Below are 23572 nucleotides of genomic sequence, written 5' to 3' on the forward strand. Positions count from 1 at the left end.
CATATCCCGGTATTTCGTGTCCGATCTCGATCACACTTCGAAAACGCCCAGCCGCAGCCAGGGGGCGTCGGCGACCACCGTCGCGGAGCCCGGTTCGATCTCCGTGAAGCCGGCGTCCCTGACGATCGGGAGGCCGCTGTCCACCAGCGTGGACCACCTGTCCGGACCCGCCGTCCGCACGGCCGTCGCGAACCCGCGGTCCCTCCACGCGGCCCGGGCGGACTCGTCGGATCCCCACCACGCGAGCTGCGCGCCGTGCCCCGCCTGAGCCATCGCCTTGCCGGCGGTCATGTCAAGGTGCGGGTTGATCCAGAGCACCGGCCCGTCCGCGGCCGACGGCGGCGGCGCGGAGTCGGCGAGATCGGTGCCGGAGACCTGCAGGCGCGACAGGTCCTTGGGCCAGTCGTCCAGGGGCACCGGCGGATGGACGCGGACCTCCGCGGTGCGCACCGTCACGGTGATGCCGGGCAGCGCCAGCACGCGCCGCCACTCCGCGCCCCGCGCCCGTCTGACCACCTTCCGGATCCGGTGGTCCTCCCATTCGGTGATGGCCTCGTCCCAGGCGTCCCTCTGCTCCTGGAGGGGGTCGAGCAGGCTCAGCACGGCCGTCGCCGCGGCCTCGAGCGCGTCGGTGCGCTCCGGTGGGGCGGCGCGCTCGATCCTGACCACGAGGGGAAGTACACGTTCGGTCACCCGACCAGGATCGCAGCCTTCCGGCTCTGCCCCGTCCCGGTGATGACGCGGAACGACATCAGCGCGGCGAACAGGCACAACACTCCCGCGCCGTACCACGCGAGGTCGTAGTTGCCGAGGTGGTCCCTGGTCACACCGGCCACGCTCGCCGCGATGGCCGCGCCGACCTGATGCGAGGCGAACACCCAGCCGAAGACCACCGACCCCTCCTGACCGAAGATCTTGCGGCACAGGGCCACCGTCGGAGGCACGGTCGCCACCCAGTCGAGGCCGTAGAAGATGATGAACACCAGCATGCTCGGCTGGGTCGTCGCGGCGAACAGCTGCGGCAGGACCAGCAGCGACAGACCACGCAGCGTGTAGTAGAAGGTGAGCAGGATCCGCGAGTCGACCCGGTCGCTCAGCCAGCCGGAGGCGACGGTTCCCACGATGTCGAAGACGCCGATGACCGCGAGCAGCGACGCGGCCGCGGTCTCGCCCATGCCGTGGTCGTGCGCCGCCGGGATGAAGTGGGTGCCCACCAGCCCGTTCGTGCTGGCCCCGCAGATCGCGAAGCCGCCCACGAGGTACCAGAACTGCCTGCGCCGCGCCGCCTGGCCCAGCACCCTGATCGCCCGCGCGGCCGCTCCCCCGCCGGCGGGCCGTACGGCCGGCTCGGTGGCGCCGAGCGCGGTCAGGCCGACCTCCTCCGGAGTGTCGCGGAGCAGGAACCACACGAGCGGGACGACGGCGAGGGCTGCGGCCGACACGGTCAGCGCCGCGGTCCGCCAGCCCTGCATCTCGGCCATGTGCGCGAGCACCGGAAGGAAGACGAGCTGACCCGTGGCGCCGCCGGCCGTCAGCACCCCGGTGACGAGGCCGCGATGGCTGACGAACCACCGGTCGGTGAGCGTGGCCGCGAAGACGAGCGCCATCGAGCCCGTTCCCGCCCCGACCAGCACCCCCCACAGGGCGATGAGCTGCCAACTCGCGGTCATGTAGACGGTGAGGCCGCTGCCCGCCGCGACCAGCAGCAGGGCGAGGGTCACCACCCGCCGCATCCCGAACCGGTCCATCAGAGCCGCCGCGAAGGGCGCGAAGAGGCCGTAGAACATCAGGTTGACCGAGACCGCGAGCGAGATCGTGCCCCTCGTCCACCCGAACTCGTCCTGAAGCGGCGTGATCAACACGCCGGGGGTGGCCCGGAAGCCCGCGGCCCCGATGATGGCCACGAAGGCGACGGCGGCCACGATCCAGGCGCGATGCAGAGATCTCATGGGCCCCAATCCTGAACGGCGCCGCTCCGCCCGGCCAGTGGCCGGATGGCCAATATGTGAAAGAATCAGGCCATGCATCGCATCGCCGTAGTGGTCCTGGATGACTTCGCGACTCTCGACGTCGGCATTCCGGGCCAGGTGTTCTGGTGCGCCGTCGATCCGGACCCCCTCTACGAGGTGGTCACCTGCACGCCCGGCGGGCTGCCGGTGCGGACCTCGGCCGCGGGATTCAGCGTGGTGCCCGACCACGACCTCGGGGTGCTGACGAGCGCCGACACGGTGGTGATCCCGGGGGTCCACAGCGGCTCGGTCATGACCGACGGCACCATCGACCCCGACCTGCGGGACGCGCTGCGGGAGGCGGCGCGGCGCAGCCGGATCCTGTCCATCTGCACCGGCGCGTTCGTGCTGGCCGCCGCGGGCCTGCTCGACGACCGTCCCGCGACGACGCACTGGCGCAACGCCGACCTGTTCCGCGCCCTCTACCCGCGTGTACGGCTCACGCCGGATGTGCTGTTCGTCGACGACGGGGACATCCTGACCTCGGCGGGCGTCTCCTCGGGGATCGACCTGTGCCTGCACGTCATCCGCCGCGACCACGGCAGCGGGGTCGCCAACCGGACGGCCAGGCGCTGCGTGACCGCACCGTTCAGAGAGGGAGGCCAGGCGCAGTACATCGAGCGCCCGCTCCCCGACCCGGCGGGCACGAGCACGGCCGCCACCCGCGCCTGGATGCTGGAGAACCTGCAGGACCCGCTGGACCTGGCCGTCCTGGCGTCACACGCCCGGATGAGCGTCCGGACGTTCACGCGGCGGTTCCGGGAGGAGACCGGCCTGAGTCCAGCCAGGTGGCTGACCCGGCTACGGGTGGAGCACGCCCGCCATCTGCTGGAGACGACGGACCTCCCCGTGGACGTGATCGCCCGGCAGGCCGGTTTCGGCACGGCCGTCTCGTTGCGGCAGCACCTCCACACGGCCGTGGGAGTCTCGCCCCTGGCCTACCGTCAGACCTTCCGCACGCCGTTCGCCGACGTGGTCCCCTCTACCGGCTCCCCAGCCCTTCGATGAACAACGTGATCATGCGGTCGGCGAGCTCGGGTGACCGCTCCGTCGCGACCGACAGGGCGTGGATCACCTTGAACAGCTCCGCGACCTCCAGGTCCTCGCGTACGGCTCCCACCTCCTGTGCCCTGCCGAGCAGGAGACCGGCGGCCCGGTAGAGCATTTCACGGCAGGTGGCGAACAACTCCGACTCCGGGCCGAGCGTGGCCACGAGCGCCGTGTTGAGCCCGCGCTTGGCGACGGAGTGGGCCAGGGTCGAGTGCAGCCACGTGACCAGCGCCTCCCCCTGATCCGGGTGCGAGGCGAGCTCCTCCGCCTCCGCGGCGAGGATCTCTATCTGGTCCCGGTAGACCGCCTCCTGGAGTGCCTGACGTGTCGGGAAGTGCCGGTAGAGCGTCCCGATCCCCACACCCGCGCGGCGGGCGACCTCCTCCATCGGCGCGTCGGGACCGTCCTGCCCGAACAGCTCCCGGGCCTGCTCCAGCAGACGGTCGTAGTTGCGGCGCGCGTCGGCGCGCATGGGCCTGCTCATAGTCGACACCCTTGCAAAGCGGAGGTAGCCTCCGTATATTGCGATTCGGAGGCTTCCTCCACTTAATCTCCTGGAGGCTCGTTTGTCGACGCTCACCGTATCCCCTCGTACGGCGGCGCACCCCCGCGTAGCCCTGGCGATCGTCGTGACCTGCCAGCTCATGATCGGCCTGGACTCCACGATCGTCACCATCGCGTTGCCCGAGATCAAGCAGGACATCGGCTTCTCCCCCACCGGCCTGTCATGGGTCATGAACGCGTACCTGCTCGCGTTCGGCGGCCTGCTCCTCCTCGGCGGGCGGGCCGGTGACATCCTCGGCCGGCGCAGGGTGTTCACCGCCGGAGTGACCGTCTTCACCCTCGGCTCCCTGCTGGGCGGCCTGGCGACCGCCGAATGGGGTCTGCTCGCGGCCAGGGCCGTACAGGGCGTGGGCGCCGCGATCGCCGCGCCGAGCATCCTCGCCCTGATCGCCACCACGTTCACGGAGGGAGCCGCGCGGAACCGCGCGATCAGCGTCTACTCCGCCGTGACCGGCGCGGGAGGGGCGATCGGGCTCATCCTCGGCGGCGTGCTCACCGACGCCGCGTCCTGGCGCTGGGTGTTCTTCGTGAACGTCCCGATCGGGATGGCGGTCGTCGTGCTGGCCCCCCGGTTCATCGCCCGTTCGGGCACGCATCCCGGCCGGTTCGACCTCGCCGGGGCGGCCACCGTGACGGGCGGCATGGTGTCGCTGGTGTACGCGCTGATCACCGCCGCCGACAGCGGGTGGCGCGAGGCGCTGCCGGGCCTGGCCGCCGCGCTCGTGCTCCTCGGGGCGTTCGTCGCGGTGGAGACCCGGGCACGGCAGCCGATCATGCCTCTGCGCCTGCTGGCGGACCGTGCCCGCTCGGCCGCCTATCTGATCGAGTTGCTCCTGGCGGCGGGCATGTTCGGTTTCTTCTTCTTCATGACCCAGTTCGTCCAGTGGGTGCTCCACATGGACCCGCTGGCGGCGGGGCTCGCGTTCCTGCCGATGGCGGTCACCCAGTTCTCGGTCGTCCGGGTCGTTCCGCGCCTGCTGCCGCGTTTCGGGGCCAGGCGGATCGTCCTCGCGGGCGTCACCGTGAGCCTCGCCGGGATGGCGTGGCTGACTCAGGTCTCCGCCGGCACGGGCTACCTCGGCGGCCTGTTCGGCCCGATGGTCCTGCTCGGGCTCGGCGGCGGCCTCAGCTTCATGCCGCTCAACGCCACCATCCTCACGGGAGTCGCCCCTCAGGAGTCCGGCGCGGCCTCCGGACTGGCGCAGACGACGGTCTGGGCCGGTGGGGCGCTGGGCTCCGCGGCGCTCGTAACCGTGTACGGCTCGGCCGTACAACACGGGCCCCTCGTCCACGGCATCGCGGTCGCCTTCGGCGGCGGCGCGGTGTTCGCCGCGCTCGCCCTGGTCACGGCGGCCCTCGCCCTCAGACCGCCGCGCCCGGTTAGCTGACCCGCGACCTGCGTCGGCCGCGGTCGGACGGCCCCCGGTACATGGAGGGGTCGCGAGGCCTGCGGCCCGGCTCACGCATGCCGGGGGCCCGTCCCTCACGGTCCGCGCGCCTCTTCCGCATGATCCACCAGCCGATGCCGAGAAGGATGAGGCCCAGAGGCGTGCGGGCCAGCCAGCGGGTGACGAAGAGCTGAAGTATCCGCTTCATATCGGTTCGACTACCCGTGGCCTGCCCTTTCATGTGGCCGTCAGCAGTCGCAGGCGATGCCGCCGACGGGAGCGGTCAGGGGGTCGGCCGGCCGACGTTCCACGCCGTGGTCGGTCTCGACGGGGAATCCCTCCCGTGCCCAGTACTCGAAGCCGCCGATCATCTCCTTGACGGGATAGCCGAGCCTGGCGAACTCCAGCGCGGCCCGGGTCGCGCCGTTGCAGCCGGGTCCCCAGCAGTACGTCACCACGGTGACGTCCCGGGGGATGATCGAGGCGGCCCGCTCGGCGATCTGAGCGGTGGGCAGGTGCACGGCCCCCTTGATCCGGCCCTGCCGCCAACTCTCGTCCCCGCGGGAGTCCACGACGACGATGCCGGGCTCGCCCGCGGCGAGGTCGGCGTGCACGTCGGAAACATCCGCCTCATGCGACAGGCGCCCGGAGAAGTGCGCGACCGCGGCTGCGGCGACGGCGGCCGGAGTGCTCGTGACGAAGGACATCTTCCGCTCCCAGATCTCGGTTCGTTCTGGAAGCAAGGATCCCGGGCGGGGCCCCGGCCCGAGGAGTGGCGTGAATGCCCTATATCGCTAATATCCAGCCATGCTCGAGCGCCGCGGCAACCGTACGGTCTCGGTCCTGGCCTTCGACGGGATGAGCCCCTTCGAACTGGGCTGTGTGGTCGAACTGTTCGGCCTGCCCCGGCCGGAACTGGGCATCGCGTGGTACGACCTGGAGGTCTGCGCCGAGTCCGCCGGGCCGCTCAGAGCCGTCGGAGGCTTCACGATCCAGGCGGCCCGCGACCTGGAGGACTTCGCCGCGGCCCGGACCGTCATCGTCCCCGGCGTGCCCGACGTCCGCGGCGAGGTCTCCCCCGGCCTCATCGCGGCGTTGCGGACGGCGCACGATCGCGGAGCCCGGATCGTCTCGATCTGCTCGGGGGCCTTCGCCCTCGCCGCGGCGGGGCTGCTCGACGGCAGGGAGGCGACGACCCACTGGAAGTACGCCGGCCTCCTCCAGGAACGTTTTCCCGAGGTCAGGGTCAACCCCGGCGTGCTCTACGTGGACGGCGGGGACGTCCTGACGAGCGCGGGCAGCGCCGCCGGGATCGACCTGCTGATCCACCTCGTCCGGCGGGACCACGGGCCGAGCGTGGCCAACGCGGTCGCCCGGCGGATGGTCGTCCCGCCGCACCGCGAAGGCGGTCAGGCCCAGTTCATCGAGGCCGCGGTCACCCCGATACAGGAGGACGACGCCGTCGGCCGGGCGATGGAGTGGGCCCTGGCCCATCTCGCCGAGCCGATCACGGTGGCCGTGCTCGCCGGAGTGGCGCGGATGTCGCCGCGGAGCTTCGTCCGCCATTTCAACCGCCAGACCGGGACCAGCCCGCTCCGGTGGGTCATCTCGCAGCGGATCACCGCCAGCCTGCCCCTGCTGGAGACGACGGCGGTACCGGTAGAGGAGATCGCGACCGCCGTCGGCTTCGAGAGCCCGGTGACGTTTCGCCACCACTTCACCCGTTCGATGCGCACGTCGCCCTCGGCATACCGGCGGGCGTTCGGCCGCCGGTCTCCCCGGGACGGGCACCCCGTCTCAGCGGGCGAGCGACTCCACGAAGCGTGACATCCCGCTGAGCCAGCGGTCGGGGTCGCCGGCCTTCATCTGGAAGAAGCCGGCCACCTCCGGATGGGGGAGGATGTAGAACCGCTCCGCGTCCAGGCCGTCGACCACGTGGCCGGCGACCTCCTCGGGTTCGAGCAGGGCTCCGGAGGAGATGACGGCACGGGCCGTGAGGTTCTCCTCCAGCAGGTCCTCGCGCATCATCCCGGTGCGCACACCCTGCGGGCACAACACGCTGACCCCGATGCCCTTGGCCCGGTAGTGGATGGCCACCCACTCGGCGAAGGAGATCGCCGCGGCCTTGCTCACGGCGTACGGCGCATCGCCCGGGCAGCTCACCAGGCCCGCGGCCGAGCAGGTGTTGAGCAGGTAACCGCCGCCGCGCTCCACCATGGCGGGGATCACGGCGCGGGCCGCGTAGACGTGGGCGAGGGTGTTGACCGCGAGGGTGCGCGACCACTCCTCGTCGGACGCCTCCTCCACGCCGTGGCCGGTGATGATCCCGGCGTTGGAGCAGAACAGGCCGATCGGGCCGAGGGACCGCTCCGCGGTGTCGACGATCGCCCGGACGTCGTCCTCGACGCTCACGTCGGCCCTGAATGCCAGCGCGCGCTCGCCGATCCGCTCGGCGACGGCGGCCGCGCCCGCCTCGTCGAGGTCGGCCACGAGGATTCCGGCTGCGCCCTCTTCGGCGAACCGCAGCGCCATGGCGCGGCCGATCCCGCTCGCCGCGCCGGTCACGACGACCACTTTGTCCTGAACTCGCATGCGACCCCTCCGAACCGACCAGTCGGTATCGGAACCTACGCGCCCGCCACGCCGGGCGTCAACGCGTCCGGCCGTCGGGGATGGGCAGGGAGAACCAGACCGTCTTGCCTCCCGCCACCCGGCTGGTCCCCCACCGGTCGGCGAGCTGGCTGACGACGTAGAGCCCGCGGCCGTCCTCGTCGAGGACGCCGGGCTCCCGCATGATCGGCATGCGGTGGTCGTCGTCGCTGACCTCGCACAACAGGACGTCGGTCCGCATCAACCTGATGGTGATCGGCCGGGGCGTCTGGCGGACGGCGTTGGTCACGAGCTCCGAGGTGAGCAGTTGCGCGATCGGGATCATCGCCTCGAGCCCCCACATGGCGAGCGTCCTGCGGACCAGGCGGCGCACGCGTCCCGGCGTCATGGGCTGCGGCTCGACGAGCCACTGGGCGACGTCGTCGCTCGGGATGCCCTTGAACCTGATCGCGAGGAGCGTGACGTCGTCGGACCTGGCCGGCGGAAGCACGCCGTCGCACAACTCCTCCATGGGCGCGCCGGTGGACAACTTGCGGCACAACGCGTCGACGCTCTGCCCGATGTCCTGCCCGCGCTCCTCCACCAGGCCGTCGGTGTAGAGGACGAGCATGCTGTCGTCGTCCGCGGCGATCTCCATCGTCTCGAACGGGGTGCACCCGAGGCCGATCGGCGGGCAGCGAGGCGGCGTGAGCACCTCCGCCTTGCCGTCCGCCCTGACGAGGACCGGCGGCAGGTGGCCCGCGTTGGCGATCGTGCAACGCCGGAGCACCGGGTCGTACACGCAGTAGACGCAGGTCGTCAGCGTCTGGGCGGCCAGCCGCTGCGCCATCTCGTCCAGCGAGTGGAGCACCTGCTCGGCCGGCAGGTCGAGGGAGGCGAGCGTCTGGACGGCCGTGCGGAGCTGGCCCATCACCGCGGCGGCCGCGAGGCCGTGGCCCATCACGTCGCCCACGACCAGCGCGACCCGGCTGCCGGGCAGCGGGATGACGTCGAACCAGTCGCCGCCGACCCGTTCCGCCGCGGGCTGGTACCGGAAGGAGATCTCCAGCCCGGGCAGGTCGGGCGGGCTCCCGGGCCGCATGCCCCGCTGCAGGGTCTCGACCGTCTCGAGCTGCCGGCCGTGGAAGACGGTCAGGGCAGCCGGCACGCCGAGCTGCCGGGCGGCGAGCAGGTCCACCTCGGCGAACGGCGACCGTTCCCGGTCCCGCGCGAGCATGGCGGAGCCGACCGGCCTGCCGTACGCACGGAGGGGCACCACGATCAGGCGCTCGTCCACCAACTCCGGGACGCCCGCCCGGTCACCGGTCCATCGCGGCGGCAGCCGCCCACCGGGGTCGACCCGGTGCTGCGCGCCTCCGTCGAGGTAGACCGCGGCGGCGTCGGCCAGCCGGGGCACCGCCGCCTCACAGAAGCGCCTGGTGGCCTGCTCCGGCTCGGGGCTGTCCCCGATCGCCTGCACGGCGTCGCTCATGAAGCTGAGGAACGCGAGCGACTCTCCGTCCCAGGACACGGGTGCTGCCGCTCAGAACTGCTCGCGCCGGCAGTTGAAGAACAGCTGGATCTCCGGTGGGGCCTGGGTGGTCGCCGGAGCGTAGGAGATGTGGTTCTCGGTCAGGACGGTGAAACCGGCGTCCTCGACCGCCGCGCGCATCTCGTCGCGCAGGTAGCCCGTCACCCGCACCGGCGCCCCGAGGAACTGGAAGGGAACGTCGTCGAGGTCGATCTCCACCATGCTGAGCGAGAACAGCCCGCCGGGCGCGAGCGCCGCGTGGATCTTGCCGAGGGCGGCGGTGATGTCGGCCCGGGGCAACATCAGCAGGGCGAAGAACGCGGTCACCGCGTCGAAGGTGCCGAGCGAGCCGTCCAGTTCGAGCACGTCGAGCTCCAGGAACGTGCCTCCGGGAACGTTCTCCCGCGCGATCTCGAGCATGACCGGGGAGATGTCGATGCCGGTCACCTCACACCCGGCCTGGGCGAATTGCTGAGCGGTGGGGGCGCCGGTTCCACAACCCACGTCGAGGACACGCGAGCCGGGCTTGAGCTGCTTGATCAACCACTCCCCGGCGGCAACTTGTCCCTCTTTATGGGGAAATGCGTCGTCGTATCGAACGCCGATGCGGTTGAACGCCTCGGCTTGCAGTGCGCGGTACTCCTGCCGGGCGTTACCCGAACCAGATTCGATTGTCATCTATGCCACCAATGGTGCTCAGCCGTCTCCGCCTTCTCTTGAATAGGGGGTGGCCCCTATTCCAGTCAAGTTATTTCACCATAAATTCAGCATTATCCCAGTTCTGCGCCGTCAAGACCCTTTGTCAATGCGCTCTGTTCGCACGAATACCGGCATTCGAGAGATACAGCCCTTAACGTGAAGATAACCCCCATCCACTTCCGTTTCGTACGGAAGATCCCTAACGTGTGATCGTGACGACGGACACGGGCCTGCTGCGCTCACGTGCCACAGGCGGCCGCGTCACCTTCCCCGAGCTCTTCTTCGACCTCGTGTACGTCTTCGCGGTCACACAGCTCTCGCACCTGCTGCTCGCTCATCTGACGTGGCACGGCGCGGCCCAGACCGGGCTGTTGCTGCTCGCCGTCTGGTGGGCCTGGGTCTACACGGCATGGCACACCAACTGGTTCGACCCCGAACGTTCCTCCGTCCGGCTGGTGCTCGGCGGCGTCATGCTGGTCAGCCTCATCATGTCCGCCGCGCTGCCCGACGCCTTCGGCCGGCACGGCCTGCTGTTCGCCTGCGCGTACGTCGCGATCCAGATCGGCCGCACCGCCCATTCGGTGATCGCCGCACCCCGGAACACTCCCCTGCGCCGCAATCTCGCCCGGGTGCTGGCCTGGGCGCTCCTGTCCGGCGTCTTCTGGATCACCGGCGGCCTGACGGAGGCGACGGCACGCGAGCTGCTGTGGGCGGCCGCCGTCGGAGCGGACCTGGTGGCCCCCTGGGTGGGGTTCGTGACGCCGGGGCTCGGCAGGTCGGCGACGACGGACTGGTCCATCGACGGCGCGCACATGGCCGAACGCTGCCAGCTGTTCCTGATCATCGCGTTCGGGGAGTCGATCCTGGTCACCGGATCGACCTTCGGGCAGGCGATGTCCCCGTCCTCGGCGGCGGCCTTCGCGGTCTCGTTCGCGGGAAGCGCCGGCCTGTGGTGGGTCTACTTCGGGCGCAGCGCCGAGGCGGGCAGCCGCGTGATCTCCTCCGCCGACGATCCCGGCAGGCTGGCCCGCTCCGCCTACACCTTCCTCCACCTGCCCATGGTCGCGGGCATCGTCGTGTCCGCGGTCGGCGACGAGCTGGTCATCAGCCATCCAGGCGAGACCGGCGTCGAGGTCACCCTGACCGTGCTGGGCGGGCCGGCGCTCTTCCTCGCCGGGCACGCCCTGTTCAAGCGCGTGCTCTGGGGGCGATTCCCCGCGTCCCATCTCGCCGGACTGGCGGCCCTGATCGCCCTCGCTCCCGCCGGGCTCGTCGTGCCGCCCCTCGCGGTGGCCGCCGCCGCGATGGCGGTCGTCATCGCTGTCGCGCTCTGGGACTCCGTCGGCCGCAGACGCGCGGCCCGCCCAGAGTGACCTGACAAGCCAGATTTTTTCCACCTTTCTCATGACTTGACCAGATCCTGACTCTCGATCTACCGTAGCCGCCAATTGTTAGTAAGGCTTCCTAACTTCTGGAGGTGAGCGATGCGAAGGACCCCCCGCTTCGCATCAGCGCTGGTGACGCTGGGTCTCGTGGCCGCCGGCCTGTTCATCGGCGGTTCCGCGAACGCGGCGACCAACCGGCTGGAGGCGGAGAACGCCGTCGTCTCCCAGGGCGTGGTCGAGTCGAACCACGCCGGCTACTCCGGCAGCGGCTTCGTCAACGGCGACAACGCCTCGGGCAGCTACACCGAGTGGACCGTGAACGCGGCCACAGCCGGCAGCTCCACCCTGGCGATCCGCTACTCCAACGGGACGAGCCCGACCCGCACCGCGAACGTCGCGGTCAACGGCACCGTCGTCTCCGCCAATCGCGCGTTCAACAGCACCGGCAACTGGGACACCTGGGCCACCGTCTCGATCACCACGAACCTCAACGCGGGCGCCAACAAGGTGCGGATCACCGCCACGACCGCCGACGGCAACCCGAACTTCGACTACATCGACGCCACCACGCCCGGTGGAGGCGGCGGCACCGTCACCGCCGACCAACTGCTGGCCAAGGTGACGTCGTGCTCGCAGATCTCCAACGGCAAGTACAAGACCGACGAGGACGTCAGCACGGCGACGGTGTCGGTGTGCCAGAAGACCGGCGCGGTGTTCTGGAAGGCCGACATGGACATCGACTGCGACGGCGTCCGCACCACCCAGTGCAACGAGAACACCGACTGCTGCTTCTACCCCGACACCGCCTGCCACACGACGGGTGACTCCCCGCTCAACTCCGCGACCCTTCCGTACGTCGTGGTGCCGAGTTCGAGCAGCATCTGGAACTACACGTCGAAGGGAATCGGCTGCGGCACGGTGGTCGCCGTAATCTACAACGGCAAGATCGAGTACGCGGTCGTCGGCGACACGGGACCCACGCAGATCATCGGGGAGGCGTCCCACAAGACGGCCTCCGACCTGGGCATCGACCCCGACCCCAGCACCGGCGGCACCGACGGCCCAGTGACGTACATCGTCTTCACCGGCTCGGGCACCAAGGTCTCGGCCGTCGAGAACCACCAGCAGGCCGTCACCCTCGGCCAGCAACTCTCCCAGCAGTTCGTCTCCACCAACTGAGCACGCGAGTCGTGCCCGCCCCCGGTGCGGCGTGGGGGCGGGCACGTCCGCGTCCGCGGGCGTTCACAAGGCGAGCGCCCAGATCAGGAAGCCGAACGCCACCACGTTGAGGAGGGTGCGGGCGAGGTTCCAGCGCACCCACTTCGTTTCGAACCGCTCGCGCGCCGCCGCGTGCTCGGCCGCGGGGCCGGCCTCGTCGACCTTGTCGAGCGCGACGTTGAGCGGGATGTTGACGGAGAACGTGAGGACGAGGACCAGGCCGTAGGAAACGAAGGCGGCCCCCAACCAGGGCAACTCGGGCTCGCCGAGGTGCAGCAGGGCCGCCGCGAGGGTCAGCAGCAGCGACCCGGCGAAGGCGATCCCGAACCATCCGTTCTGGATCGCGATGTTGATCCGCCGCATCGCCACCACGTAGGTACGGTCGTCGGACGCGGCCAGCCCCGGCATGACCGCGACCGTGAACGTGTAGAAGAGTCCCGCCATCAGGCCCGTGGCCATCGTGGCGGCGAACAGGGCCAGGTCGCCCAGCACCGGGGACATCAGGCCTCCCAGACGCCGGTGGCGGCGGTGTCGGGAGCGAAGTCCGCGAAGTCGCGGGGCGGCCGGCCCAGCGCCCGGCGGACGCCGTCGGACAGATGGGCGTTGCGGCCGTCCAGCACACTGGCGAACAGGTCGGTGAGCAGCCTCGCCTCGTCCGCGGGCATGTGCTCGGCCAGCGCGGTCGCGTACTCCTCCGCGGAGACCGGCACATAGGCGATGTCCCGGCCGGCCGCCTCGCCGATCTCGGCGGCCGCGTCGGCGAAGGTCAGCAACCGGGGGCCGGTCAGCTCGTAGACCTCGCCGATGTGGCGGTCGTCCGTCAGCGCGGCGACGGCGACGTCGGCGACGTCCTCGGCGTCGACGAACGGCTCCGCGACATCGCCCGCCGGCATCGCGATCTCACCGTCGAGCACCGGGCCGAGGAGGAAGTGCTCGCTGAAGTTCTGGAAGAAGAAGGCGGCCCGCAGAATCGTCCACTCGGCGCCCGACTCCCTCAGCTCACGCTCGGCGGCCTGCGCCTCGGGCTCGCCGCGGCCGGACAGCAGGACCAGCCGCCGCGCACCGCTCTCCACGGCCAGCCGCGAGAAGTCGCGGATCGCGTCGGCCGCCCCGGGGAACGCCAGGTCCGGGTAATAGGTCACGTACACCGAATCGGCGCCGCGCAATGCGGCGGCCCATGTGCCCGGATCGTCCCAGTCGAACGGCGGCGCGCCGGACCGGGACCCCACCAGCACCGGCAGATCTCTCGCCCGCAACCTCTCCGCCACACGACGGCCGGTCTTCCCGGTGCCTCCGACGACCAGCGTCGCCCTCTTGTCTCCGTTTCCAGTCATACGGCCAGTGAAGTCCGTGCGGGCGTTCCCGGCCATCGCTGAGAATCCCGATGGCATGTCCGAGTGTCTAGACTCGGGCGCATGGACGCGTTCGCCGGCCTCCTCGACGGGCCGAGAGCCCGCGGAGCGTTCCTCATCCGCTCGATCCTCGACCCTCCCTGGTCGCTCCGCGTCGAGGACAGGGCGCCGCTCACGCTCGTCGCCATGGTGCGGGGCACCGCCTGGGTCGTCCCCGACAGGGGCGAGACCGTACGGCTCCGCCCGGGGGAGATCGCGCTCATGCGCGGCCCCGACCCGTACACCGTGTCCGACGACCCCGCCACCCCGGTGCAGGCCGTGATCCGTCCCGGAGGGTGCACCACGTCCCCTGCCGGTGAGGACCTGTGCGACTCGATGAACCTGGGCGTCCGCACCTGGGGCACCGCCCCGGACGGCGCGGCGATGATGCTGACGGGCACCTACCAGGTGGGCGGCGAGGTCGGCGGGCGACTGCTGTCGGCGCTGCCCGCCTCGCTGGCCCTTCCGGCGGGGGCCGCGGGCGCCTCGCTCATCCCGCTGCTCTGCGACGAGATCGTCAAGGACGATCCGGGCCAGGAGGTCATTCTCGACCGGCTTCTCGACCTCCTGCTGGTCGCGGTTCTGCGGGCGTGGTTCGCCCGGCCGGAGGCGAACGCCCCGGCCTGGTACCAGGCCCAGGGCGATCCGGTGGTGGGGACGGCCCTGCGGCTGCTCCACGACAACCCGGCCCATCCCTGGACGGTCGCGTCACTGGCGGCCAGGACGGGCGTCTCCCGGGCGGCCCTGGCCCGGAGGTTCACCGAGATGGTCGGCCAGCCGCCCATGACCTATCTCACGAGCCGGCGCATCGCCCTGGCCGCGGACCTGCTGCGGGACTCCGACGCCACGGTCGGCGCGGTGGCCAGACAGGTCGGCTACGGCAGCCCGTTCGCGCTCAGCACCGCCTTCAAGCGCGTCCACGGGGTCAGCCCCCAGGAACACCGTTCGGCGCGCGCCTGATCGGGATGCGCCGGCGAGGCCCCGCACTTCCCAGCCGCGGAGGCTCCGCATCTCCCGGCCGGGGAGGCTCCGCGCCTCCCCGGGCCAGATCGGCTCAGCGACCAGGCAGGCGTTCGGTGATTTCCTGCAGGACGAAGCCGTTCCCGTCCGGATCGCTGAACGAGGCGAACGAGCCGTACGAGCGCCGGTCGGGCTGGAGGCCCGGCACCCGCTTCTCGGTCCCCGCGTGGTGGAAGACGCCGCCCTCGTCGTGGAAGATCTCACTCACCTCGACACCGCGGCTGATCAGATCGGCCCGCGCCTCTTCGATGTCGTCCACGATGAGGTGCACGTTCTCCACGGAGCCCGGCTGAGCCGTGCCGACCCCCGTGCCGACGACGATCGAGCACCGGGAGCCCGGCGGGGTGAAGTGCACGACCCGGAAGTCGGCCCCGCTCACATAGTCGACGTCCTCCCGGAAACCGATCCGGTTGTAGAAGTCCTTGGCCCGGTCGACGTCCGCGACGGGCAGGACGATCACCTCGAGCTTGTACTCCACCATGTCCGCTCCTCAGCGATACCGGATGCCGGTCGGCATCCGGTGTCCACGATCGCGGCCCCGAGCGGCGCCTCGCCCCAGGGAGACTCCCTGGCGCGGCCCCTGGGGGTCACCGGCCACGCAGCGCCGCGGCGAGCTCGCGGCGCGAACCGATGCCCAGCTTGATGAAGACCTTGCGCAGATGCCACTCGACCGTTCGCGGGCTGAGGAACAGCACGGCACCGATCTCGGGATTGGTCCGGCCGGACACGGCCAGGCGGGCGATCTGCGCCTCCTGGGAGGTGAGCTCCTCGCGCGCTCCCAGGGTCCGTTGGCGGACGGTCTCGCCGGTGGCGGCCAGCTCCCGGCCGGCCCGTTCGGCGAAGCCCTCCGCGCCCATGGCGGTGAACGCGTCGTGGGCGGCGCGCAGCTGGCCCCGGGCGTCGCCGCGGCGGTTGTCCCGGCGCAGCCACTCGCCGTAAAGCAGGCGGGCCCGGGCCAGTGGCAGCCGGATCCGCGTGGCGGACAGCCGCTCGACGGCCTCGCGGTAGTGCTCCTCGGCCTGCTCCGGCGGACCGGCCAGCGCGTCGGCGACGGCTTGGACGCCACGCGCCCAGTCCGTTTCGGCGGCCGCGGTCCGCCCCGCGAGCCGCTCGCGCGCCTGCGACGCGACCGCCGGCTCGCCGCTGCGCACCGCCGCCTCGATCAGCTCACCGAGCGTCCAGTTGAAGACGGCCAGGTCCTCGTGCTCGACGGCTTGCCGGGCGGCCTCCAGAGCAGCCGGATAGCGGCCGAGCCCGTTGAAGAGCGCCGCCTTGGCATAGCCGGCCAGGCCGAGCAACCGGCCTTCATCGCGGGCGTCGGCGTCCTTGACCGTGGCCTCGATCAGCTCCAGCGCGGGGAGTTCCCGGCCTCGGTGGGCGGCCAGGGCGAGCGAGGCGGACGGATGCACGGCCAGGCCGGTGGCCCGTCCCAGGGCGCCGACCTCGTCGAGCAGATCCGACGCGTCCGCGAACCGGCCCTCGAACAGCAGCGCGCCCGCGCGGAAGACCAGCGCGGTGGGCAGCAGCGACAACGCCCCTGTGGCGCGGGCGAAGCCGACCGCCTGCTCGGTGAGACGGTGCCAGATCTCGTCCTGCCACACCTCGTGCGCCACGGGTCCGGCCAGCCACAGCAGGCCCAGATCCTCGTCCGCCGTGAGCGCGTCCAGCGCCCGGCGCAGAAGCGGCGCGGCCGGCGCGTACCCGTCCAGGCTCCACGCCGCGAGACCGGCCAGCAGGAGACCGGCCGGGTCCTCGCCGGCGGGGACGGCCCGGGCGGCCTCCGCGGCCCTGCGCAGGTCGCCGCCGCCGAGCCGACCGGCGTACACGGCGGCGCCCAGCGCCGAGAGATAGGTCTCCCGGGCTGCGGCGAGGTCCAGCGCCTCCAGCCTGCGGGCTGCCGCGAGCAGCGGCGGGCCGGCCGTCCGGCCGGGGTTGAGCACGAAGGCGACCTGGGCCCGCAGGCGCTCCACGCCGGCCCGCTGCAGCGGATCGAGCGGGCCCAGTTCGGCGGCGGCCAGCAGGCCCGGCACCTGAGCGGGGGCGCCGGCGGCGAAGTGGGCATGAGCGGCGGCCAGAGCCAGTGTCGCCCGTCGTCCCGGGTCCGCGGTCAGCTCGGTCGCCCGCTCGAGGAAGGACGCCGCCGCCGCACGGCCGCCGCGGGCCAGCGCCCGGTCGGCCGAGCGTTCCAGTTCGCTCGCGACCTCCTCGTCCGGTCCCACCGCGGCGTGCGCCCGGTGCCAGGCGCGCCGGTCGGGATCCTGCCCCGGGTCGGTCACCTCGGCCAGCGCGCGGTGCACCTCGCGCAACTCGGCCGCGTCGGCCGACCGCCACGCGGCCGAGCGCACCAGCGGGTGCCGGAACCGAACCCGGGTGCCGAACTCGACCAGTCCGGCGGCCTCCGCGGGCGCGACGGCGTCCGGGCTGACGCCCAGTCGCTCGAGCGCGCGCCACAGCAGGGTCACGTCGCCGACCGGCTCGACGGCGGCGGTGACGAGCAGACGGCGCGTGTCCGCGGGCAGCGCCGCGATGCGTCGCTGGAAACCCTCCTCGACACGGCTCACGAGGGGTGTCGCACTCTGCGGGCCGAACCCGAACGCCAACTCCGCCGGTGTGAGGCCCTGGGGCAGTTCGAGCAGCGCAAGCGGGTTGCCCCGCGTCTCGGCGACGATTCGATCGCGTACGCGCGCATCGACCGGGCCGGTGAGCACCGAGTCGAGCAGCGCCCGCGCTTCCGCGTCGGGCAGCCCCTCGACGCGCAGTTCCGGCAGGCCGCTGAGCACCTGCTCGTCTCCGGGGCTGCGCGAGGCGAAGACCAGTGCGACCGACTCGGCGTCGAGCCGGCGGGCCACGAAGGTGAGGATCACCTCGGACATCCGGTCGACCCACTGCACGTCGTCCACCACGCAGACCAGCGGCTGCTCCGCCGCGGCCTCGGCGAACAGGCCGAGCACGGCCAGTCCGACGAGCAGGCCCTCCGGCGGGTCGCCGGGGGTCAGCCCGAAGGCGGTGGCGAGCGCGGCCCGTTGCGGCTCGGGCAGCCGCTCGAGCCGGCCGAGCAGCGGCGCGCAGAGTTGCTGCAGCGCCGCGTACGCGATCTCGGACTCCGGCTCGACCCCGGCCGTGCGGGTCACCCGGCCGGCCGGCGAACGCTCGATCAGATAATCCAGCAGGGCGGTCTTGCCGGCACCCGGCTCACCACGCAGAACCAGCACGTGACTCCGGCCGTCGTGAACGTCGCGCAGCAGGCGGTCGATCGTGTCCCGCTCGCGCTGCCGGCCGCGCAGTTCGAAACCCCGGGTGTTATTCGGCACCTCACCCTCCCCCGGCAGGACGCTACACCCGGCCGCGGCGCCGGCCGGGACCAGGGACGCCGGGGACAGACCCCCGGGTGCCTCCCTGGGGCGACGCCGGCGCCCTCCGAGCGACAGTGGCCGACATGAAACGTCTGATCATGTTGATGGCCGCGGCGATAGTTCCGCTGTCGGCGGCGCTGGCGCCGACAGCCGCCGACGCCGCCATCCACCACAACGGCGACGCCGCCACGACCGTGTGCTCCACGATTCCCGTCTCCGCGCCGTCCGGCGCCAAGGTCGAGTCGGTCAGGGCGGCCGCGCACGCCGGAGGAACCGTCACCTTCCCCGACGCGCCTCCGCTGCCCACTCCGGCGCCGATCACCGATGTCCCGGCCTGGTGCGACATCACGGTCACACTCACCCATCCTGGCGCGAACGACCACGTCAATGTCAAGATCTCGCTGCCCCAGGACCCGCACAGGTGGACCGGGCGGTTCCAGGCCACCGGCGGCAGCGCTTATCTGGCCGGCGACTTCGGCGCCCCCCTGGTCACCGCGGTCAAGGCCGGTTACGTGGCGGCGGCCACCGACGCCGGCGTCGGCCAGTCGCCGGTCGACGTGAGCGGGTGGGCGCTGACCGCCGACGGGAAGGTCGACACCCCGCTGCTCAAGAACTTCGCCTCGCGGTCGCTGCACGACATGGCCGTCGTCGGCAAGGACGTGGCGTTGAAGTTCTACGGCAGCCCGGTGCGGTACGCGTACTGGAACGGCTGCTCGACCGGCGGCCGTCAGGGCTTCGCGGAGGCGCAGGACCATCCGAACGATTTCCAGGGCATCCTGGCCGACGCACCGGCGACCAACTGGGACCGGTTCGCGGTCGCCACGCTCTGGCCGCAGGTGGTCTTCAACGAGGAGAAGACCTACCCGACCCAGTGCGAACTCGAGGCGTTCAACACCGCCGCGGTCAAGGCCTGCGACACCCTCGACGGCGTCAAGGACGGCATCATCGACGACCCGCGGAGCTGCCACTGGGACGCGCACCGCTTGATCGGCGCCAAGGTTCTCTGCGACGGCAAGGAGATCACCATCTCCGCCGCCGACGCCGACGTGGTCGACAAGATCTGGGCCGGCCCGGTCTCGCCGGGCGGCGAGAAGCTCTGGTACGGCCCGAACAAGGGCGCGAGCTTCAGCTATCTGGCCCAAGTTGGAGTGCCGTTCTTCGTCGCGGACAGCTGGGTCAAGTACTTCGTGGAGAAAGATCCGCAGTTCGACACGACCACACTGACCTACGGGCGGTTCGCCCAGATCTTCCGGCAGTCCCAGCGGGACTTCAACGACGTCATCGGCACCGACGACCCGGACCTGTCCGCGTTCCGCAAGGCCGGCGGCAAGCTGCTGAGCTGGCACGGCCAGGCTGACGCGCTGGTCCCCACCCAGGGGAGCGTCGACTACCGCGAACGCGTCGACCGGCTCATGGGCGGCGACAAGAAGGTCGACGACTTCTACCGGCTCTTCCTGTTCCCCGGCGTGACCCACTGCGGCGGCGGCCCCGGCGCGCAGCCGACCGACGCCCTGGGCGCGCTGGTGAAGTGGGTGGAGAAGGGCCAGGCTCCGGCCACCCTCGCCGCGGCGACCACCGGCGCCGACGGCAGGCCCGTCACCCGTGACGTGTGCCGGTACCCGCAGGTGGCGCGCTACACCGGGCACGGCGACCCGGCGACGGCCTCCAGCTATCGCTGCGCGATCGACTGATCCACACCGACCAGTGGCGGCGGTCCCGGGAGCAATCCCGGGACCGTCGTGCTTTCGGCGGTCGTGGGATCGTCTCGAAGGTCCCTGGGACCAGGGCTCCGGCCAGTGTCTTCCCCTGGGGCCCGCGAGCGGCCTGTCCGACGAGAGTGATCCGGTACCCCGACCTGGAAAGAAAGCCGGCACTCTCATGACCATCCTGCAGCGCATCTACCTCGTCCGCGGCCTCGTCGCGATCGCCTGGGCCGTGGGCTTCGCGGCCGTGCACGACTCGCTCTCCGCCGTGTCGGTCGCCCTGCTCGTCGCCTATCCGCTGATCGACGTGGTGGCCTCACTCCTCGACGCCCGGGAGGATCCCGGTACCCCGGCCCGGACGCTTCAGGTGTTCAACACCGCGCTGAGCGCCCTTGCGGCCGTCGCCCTCGGAGTCACGGCCATCAGCGGCGCCGCGGCGGTGCTGATCGCGTTCGGCGTCTGGGCCATCGTCTCCGGTGCGGCGCAGTTCACGGTCGCCGTACGGCGGCGCGGCCCCGAACTGGGCCGGCAGTGGCCGATGCTGATCGCCGGCGCACTGTCGGTGATCGCCGGCGCGACCTACCTCGTCGCCGCGGCGGGCGAGTCCCCGAGCCTCAACGCCCTGATCACCTACACGGCCGCGGGCGGCACGTTCTTCGTCCTTCAGACCGTGGCGCTCGCCTGGCGGCGACGCCGGATGCGTGACGTCCCGGCCCGACCCGGCGCGTCGACCACGTGATCGGACCCCCTTTTCCCTGAACACGACAGCGTGGGTTCACCGCGTGGTCCTTTTCGACTCGCCTGTCGGACACCAGACTGGGCAAAGTTGGCTATACAACTTTTCTCATCCTGGAGGACGACCATGCCGGACCTACCGATTTCCGCGCCCCCCGCGACCGATCCCGCCGCCCTCGTCGCGGGGCTGCCTGCGACATGGCTGCGGGACAACTGCCCGTGTGCCGCGTGCCGTGATCCGCGCAGCGGGCAGAAGTTCTTCCAGATCACCGACCTGCCGGTCGACCTCGCCATCGGCACCGTGACCGCGCGGCAGGTCCACGGCGCGGACACGGTGGAGGTGATCTGGTCTCCGGACGGCCACCGCTCGCTCTACGCCATTGAGTGGCTGACCACCCGGCCGGGCGACCCGGTCCAGGGAGATCACCGCAACGAGGCCGGAAAGCAGCTGTGGGAAGCCGCGGACCTGGGGGCACTGCCAGAGGCGGACTGGTCGGACTATCTGTCCGCGGACGGGGAGCGTGCGCGGGTGCTGGAGGCCGTGCAGCGGCTCGGCTTCGCCCTGCTGCGGTCCGTGCCCGCCGAGGAGGGCCAGGTCCTGGCCGTCGCCCGGTCTTTCGGATTCGTCCGTGAGACCAACTACGGCGAGCTCTTCGATGTCCGCGTGGAGCCTGCCCCGGACAACCTCGCCTTCTCCTCGCTGGCCATCGCCCCGCACACCGACAACCCGTACCGCGACCCGGTGCCGACCATCCAGATCCTGCACTGCCTCCGGAACGCGGCCGAGGGCGGCGACTCCGGGCTCGTCGACGGGTTCCACGCCGCGGCGCTGCTGCGCGACGAGGACCCCGAGGCGTTCGCCGTGCTGACCCGCACCCCTGTCCCCTTCGGCTACCGCGACGCCCGGGCCGAACTGACGGCACACCGCCCGCTGATCGACCTCGACCCGATGGGCCGCATCCGCGAGGTGAGGTTCAACAACCGGTCGATGGGCACCCTGCGACTGCCCGCCCGCGAACTCGAAGCCTTCTACGCGGCTTACCGCACCTTCGCCGAACTACTGCTGCGTCCCGAACTGCAGCTGACGTTCCGGCTGGAGCCGGGCGACTGCCTGATCTTCGACAACACGCGGCTGCTGCACGCCCGCACCGCCTTCGCGCAGACGGGAGCCCGGCACCTGCAGGGCGCCTACGCCGACCTCGACGGACTGGCGAGCACCTTGGCGGTATTGCGGCGTACCGCCGTCCTGGACGAACTCGCCGAGCTCTTCAACGGCCCGGGTTCGGCCGACTACCTGGGTGAGGTGGTCACCGTGGCCGAGCACATGCTGCAGGCGGGCGCGCTGGCCGAGGCCGCGGGCGCCCCCGCGCACCTGGTGGCGGCCGCCCTCCTGCACGACGTCGGCCACTTCTCAGGTCCGGTCAGCGGGCACGACCTGATGGCGGGCACCGACAACCGGCACAGCCACACCGGTGCCGACCTGCTCGCCCGCTGGTTCGGTCCGGAGGTCACCGAGCCGGTGCGCTTGCACGTCGCCGCCAAGCGTTACCTGTGCACGGTCGAGCCCGGCTACCGGGCGCTCCTGTCGGAGGCGTCGGAGTACACGCTTCAAGTGCAGGGCGGCCCCATGGACGAGCAGGAGGCCGCCGCGTTCGCCGCCTTGCCCGGCGCGGCCGACGCGGTCGCGGTTCGGCGCTGGGACGACGAAGCCAAGGAAGCCGACGCGGCGACCCCGGACTTCGAGCACTTCCGGCCGCTGCTCGCCTCGCTGCTGCGCCGCTGACCGCGCGTCAGCGCGCCGGGCCGGCGTGGCGCAGGCGGGAGAAGGCGGAGGCGGCGATGGAGTTGTGCACCGTGAAGGCGACGGTGCCCGGCAGGTAACGGTCCTCGGACCACTCCAGAGGCCGCCCCGTCGGATCGGTCGTGTGACGGAGTTCGCGCAGTAGCGCGGTGCCGTCGGCGCATCCCAGCAGCCGGGCGTCGTCGGCGTCCGCGTAGGCCAGGTCGATGGTGTGGTCGGCGTCGGCGAACACGATGCCGTGCTCCAGCAACTGCTCGGTGTAAGACACCTCGTTCACCGGCAGCCTGGCCACGAGTTCGCCGACCCAGACCGGGTACACGGTCCGCTCGATCATCACCGGACGGCCCGACAGAGTACGCACACGCAGCACCGCGTACACATCGGCGTCCGGTTCCAGGCGCAGCCGCTCGCGCTCCTGGTCGCCCGCGGGGCGGACCACCATGGAATCCAGGACCGCGCCGGGCTCTTCGCCCACCGACCGCGCCCAGTTGGTGAAGCTGAGCAGTTCGGAGAAACTCTGCACCGGCGCGGTGCCGAGCACCACGCGCCGGGTGCCGCGCCGGGAGGTGACCAGGCCGTTCGAGCGCAGCAGTGCCAGGGCTTGCCGGATGGTGCCCCTGGAGACCCCGTAGTGCTCGGCGAGGGCCGCCTCGGCGGGGAGCTTGCCGCCCGAGCCGTACGCCCCGTCCGCTATGGCATCGCGCAGATCCGCGGCCACCCGGCGATACATCACGCCGTCGTCCGTGCCCCGCCGCGACCCGTCCTGGTTCATCCGGTCTCCTGCCGACCCTGCCGGCGCTTCCCCGAGCAGCCGTCCGGCGACTCTATCCGCCGTCGGCGCGCCCATTCGTCTTCCGGCGGCGTGACCTCGGCATCTGAGCGCTCTTGTACGCGTCGGGCACGCCGTCCTGGTCGAAGTCGATCGTCTCGGCTTCGTGGATGCGCCGACACCCCAACATCGGGGGTCGTCTCTCTGGTCAAACGACGAAGGGACCTGCGGTGAGCCGCTCAAAATGGCGGCGACCAGCAAGTCCCTGTCGCGAGTGGAGCTATGGGGACTCGAACCCCAGACCCCCTCCATGCCATGGAGGTGCGCTACCAGCTGCGCTATAGCCCCTTGCAACGAGTGAAACTAT

Annotated in this window: 22 protein-coding genes and 1 tRNA gene; 9 read left to right on the plus strand and 14 right to left on the minus strand. The window is 71.4% G+C overall.

The genetic code is table 11. The features are described from left to right. Positions 1–30: 30 nt before the first annotated feature. Positions 31–693, minus strand: a complete 663-nt coding sequence (locus Pmi06nite_RS05745) for a peptidyl-tRNA hydrolase (RefSeq protein WP_203951751.1) — start codon at positions 691–693, stop codon at positions 31–33. Continuing rightward, positions 690–1949 carry an MFS transporter gene (locus Pmi06nite_RS05750; RefSeq protein ID WP_203951752.1) on the minus strand — a complete coding sequence of 420 codons (1260 nt, stop codon included), beginning with the start codon at positions 1947–1949 and terminating at the stop codon, positions 690–692. Before Pmi06nite_RS05750 ends, Pmi06nite_RS05745 begins: the two co-directional genes overlap by 4 nt. Positions 1950–2021: 72 nt before the next feature. Here Pmi06nite_RS05750 and Pmi06nite_RS05755 point away from each other — a divergent pair, with 72 nt between their 5' ends. Then, on the plus strand, positions 2022–3017 hold the full coding sequence (locus tag Pmi06nite_RS05755; RefSeq protein ID WP_203951753.1) for a GlxA family transcriptional regulator: 996 nt from the start codon (positions 2022–2024) through the stop codon (positions 3015–3017). Here Pmi06nite_RS05755 and Pmi06nite_RS05760 read toward each other — a convergent pair. Then, positions 2992–3543 carry a TetR/AcrR family transcriptional regulator gene (locus Pmi06nite_RS05760; protein WP_203951754.1) on the minus strand — a complete coding sequence of 184 codons (552 nt, stop codon included), beginning with the start codon at positions 3541–3543 and terminating at the stop codon, positions 2992–2994. The two genes, Pmi06nite_RS05755 and Pmi06nite_RS05760, sit on opposite strands and share 26 nt — an antisense overlap. A gap of 82 nt (positions 3544–3625) precedes the next feature. Between Pmi06nite_RS05760 and Pmi06nite_RS05765 the strand changes: the two genes are divergently transcribed. Further along, entirely contained in the window at positions 3626–5011 is a 1386-nt protein-coding gene (locus Pmi06nite_RS05765) for an MFS transporter (protein ID WP_239113681.1), read from the plus strand. Here Pmi06nite_RS05765 and Pmi06nite_RS05770 read toward each other — a convergent pair. Together Pmi06nite_RS05770 and Pmi06nite_RS05775 are read right to left on the minus strand one after the other, a co-directional pair. Beyond that, on the minus strand, positions 5004–5219 hold the full coding sequence (locus Pmi06nite_RS05770; RefSeq protein WP_203951755.1) for a DUF6203 family protein: 216 nt from the start codon (positions 5217–5219) through the stop codon (positions 5004–5006). The two genes, Pmi06nite_RS05765 and Pmi06nite_RS05770, sit on opposite strands and share 8 nt — an antisense overlap. 40 nt (positions 5220–5259) lie before the next feature. Next, positions 5260–5718, minus strand: coding sequence for a rhodanese-like domain-containing protein (locus tag Pmi06nite_RS05775; RefSeq protein ID WP_203951756.1), 459 nt, complete (start codon positions 5716–5718; stop codon positions 5260–5262). A 100-nt stretch (positions 5719–5818) separates the two neighbouring features. Here Pmi06nite_RS05775 and Pmi06nite_RS05780 point away from each other — a divergent pair, with 100 nt between their 5' ends. Then, positions 5819–6838, plus strand: a complete 1020-nt coding sequence (locus Pmi06nite_RS05780; protein ID WP_203951757.1) for a helix-turn-helix domain-containing protein — start codon at positions 5819–5821, stop codon at positions 6836–6838. Here the strand turns inward: Pmi06nite_RS05780 and Pmi06nite_RS05785 are convergent. Genes Pmi06nite_RS05785 through Pmi06nite_RS05795 form a run of 3 tightly spaced genes read right to left on the minus strand, consistent with a single transcriptional unit; the run spans position 6809 to position 9809 of the window. Continuing rightward, positions 6809–7603 carry an SDR family oxidoreductase gene (locus tag Pmi06nite_RS05785; protein ID WP_203951758.1) on the minus strand — a complete coding sequence of 265 codons (795 nt, stop codon included), beginning with the start codon at positions 7601–7603 and terminating at the stop codon, positions 6809–6811. The genes Pmi06nite_RS05780 and Pmi06nite_RS05785 overlap by 30 nt on opposite strands. A 58-nt stretch (positions 7604–7661) precedes the next feature. Further along, entirely contained in the window at positions 7662–9131 is a 1470-nt protein-coding gene (locus tag Pmi06nite_RS05790; protein ID WP_203951759.1) for an ATP-binding SpoIIE family protein phosphatase, read from the minus strand. 12 nt (positions 9132–9143) lie between these two features. Further along, entirely contained in the window at positions 9144–9809 is a 666-nt protein-coding gene (locus tag Pmi06nite_RS05795) for a class I SAM-dependent methyltransferase (RefSeq protein WP_203951760.1), read from the minus strand. A gap of 233 nt (positions 9810–10042) precedes the next feature. Here Pmi06nite_RS05795 and Pmi06nite_RS05800 point away from each other — a divergent pair, with 233 nt between their 5' ends. Both Pmi06nite_RS05800 and Pmi06nite_RS41800 read left to right on the plus strand, forming a co-directional pair. Beyond that, the gene (locus tag Pmi06nite_RS05800; RefSeq protein WP_239113682.1) at positions 10043–11203 is read left to right on the plus strand and encodes a low temperature requirement protein A; all 1161 of its coding nucleotides are present in this window, start codon (positions 10043–10045) and stop codon (positions 11201–11203) included. A 111-nt stretch (positions 11204–11314) separates the two neighbouring features. Then, positions 11315–12394, plus strand: coding sequence for a glycoside hydrolase family 75 protein (locus Pmi06nite_RS41800; protein ID WP_239113683.1), 1080 nt, complete (start codon positions 11315–11317; stop codon positions 12392–12394). 63 nt (positions 12395–12457) lie between these two features. Here the strand turns inward: Pmi06nite_RS41800 and Pmi06nite_RS05810 are convergent, their stop codons facing one another. Together Pmi06nite_RS05810 and Pmi06nite_RS05815 are read right to left on the minus strand one after the other, a co-directional pair. Further along, complete coding sequence (locus Pmi06nite_RS05810; RefSeq protein WP_203951762.1) at positions 12458–12934, minus strand: anthrone oxygenase family protein; 477 nt, start codon at positions 12932–12934, stop codon at positions 12458–12460. Next, entirely contained in the window at positions 12934–13767 is an 834-nt protein-coding gene (locus Pmi06nite_RS05815) for an NAD(P)H-binding protein (protein ID WP_203951763.1), read from the minus strand. The genes Pmi06nite_RS05810 and Pmi06nite_RS05815 overlap by 1 nt, the downstream gene beginning before the upstream one ends. 81 nt (positions 13768–13848) lie before the next feature. Here Pmi06nite_RS05815 and Pmi06nite_RS05820 point away from each other — a divergent pair, with 81 nt between their 5' ends. Continuing rightward, a complete protein-coding gene (locus tag Pmi06nite_RS05820; RefSeq protein ID WP_203951764.1) occupies positions 13849–14784 on the plus strand; it encodes an AraC family transcriptional regulator in 936 nt (311 codons plus the stop codon). 94 nt (positions 14785–14878) lie between these two features. Here the strand turns inward: Pmi06nite_RS05820 and Pmi06nite_RS05825 are convergent, their stop codons facing one another. Beyond that, the gene (locus Pmi06nite_RS05825) at positions 14879–15325 is read right to left on the minus strand and encodes a VOC family protein (RefSeq protein WP_239113684.1); all 447 of its coding nucleotides are present in this window, start codon (positions 15323–15325) and stop codon (positions 14879–14881) included. A gap of 106 nt (positions 15326–15431) precedes the next feature. Beyond that, positions 15432–18155 carry an ATP-binding protein gene (locus Pmi06nite_RS42535; RefSeq protein WP_275409550.1) on the minus strand — a complete coding sequence of 908 codons (2724 nt, stop codon included), beginning with the start codon at positions 18153–18155 and terminating at the stop codon, positions 15432–15434. A 125-nt stretch (positions 18156–18280) separates the two neighbouring features. Between Pmi06nite_RS42535 and Pmi06nite_RS05835 the strand changes: the two genes are divergently transcribed. From Pmi06nite_RS05835 to tmpA, 3 genes are all read left to right on the plus strand, one after another. Beyond that, a complete protein-coding gene (locus Pmi06nite_RS05835) occupies positions 18281–19888 on the plus strand; it encodes a tannase/feruloyl esterase family alpha/beta hydrolase (RefSeq protein ID WP_203951765.1) in 1608 nt (535 codons plus the stop codon). 187 nt (positions 19889–20075) lie between these two features. Further along, on the plus strand, positions 20076–20639 hold the full coding sequence (locus Pmi06nite_RS05840) for a DUF308 domain-containing protein (protein ID WP_203951766.1): 564 nt from the start codon (positions 20076–20078) through the stop codon (positions 20637–20639). A gap of 123 nt (positions 20640–20762) precedes the next feature. Then, complete coding sequence (tmpA, locus tag Pmi06nite_RS05845) at positions 20763–22418, plus strand: 2-trimethylaminoethylphosphonate dioxygenase (RefSeq protein ID WP_203951767.1); 1656 nt, start codon at positions 20763–20765, stop codon at positions 22416–22418. Positions 22419–22425: 7 nt separating this feature from the next. Here the strand turns inward: tmpA and Pmi06nite_RS05850 are convergent, their stop codons facing one another. After that, positions 22426–23208, minus strand: coding sequence for a GntR family transcriptional regulator (locus tag Pmi06nite_RS05850; RefSeq protein ID WP_239113685.1), 783 nt, complete (start codon positions 23206–23208; stop codon positions 22426–22428). A 272-nt stretch (positions 23209–23480) separates the two neighbouring features. Continuing rightward, positions 23481–23553 (minus strand) — tRNA-Ala (locus Pmi06nite_RS05855). Between the last annotated feature and the right edge of the window lie 19 nt (positions 23554–23572).

The organism is Planotetraspora mira (genome assembly GCF_016863275.1).
In the GTDB taxonomy this organism is placed as follows: Bacteria; Actinomycetota; Actinomycetes; order Streptosporangiales; family Streptosporangiaceae; genus Planotetraspora; species Planotetraspora mira.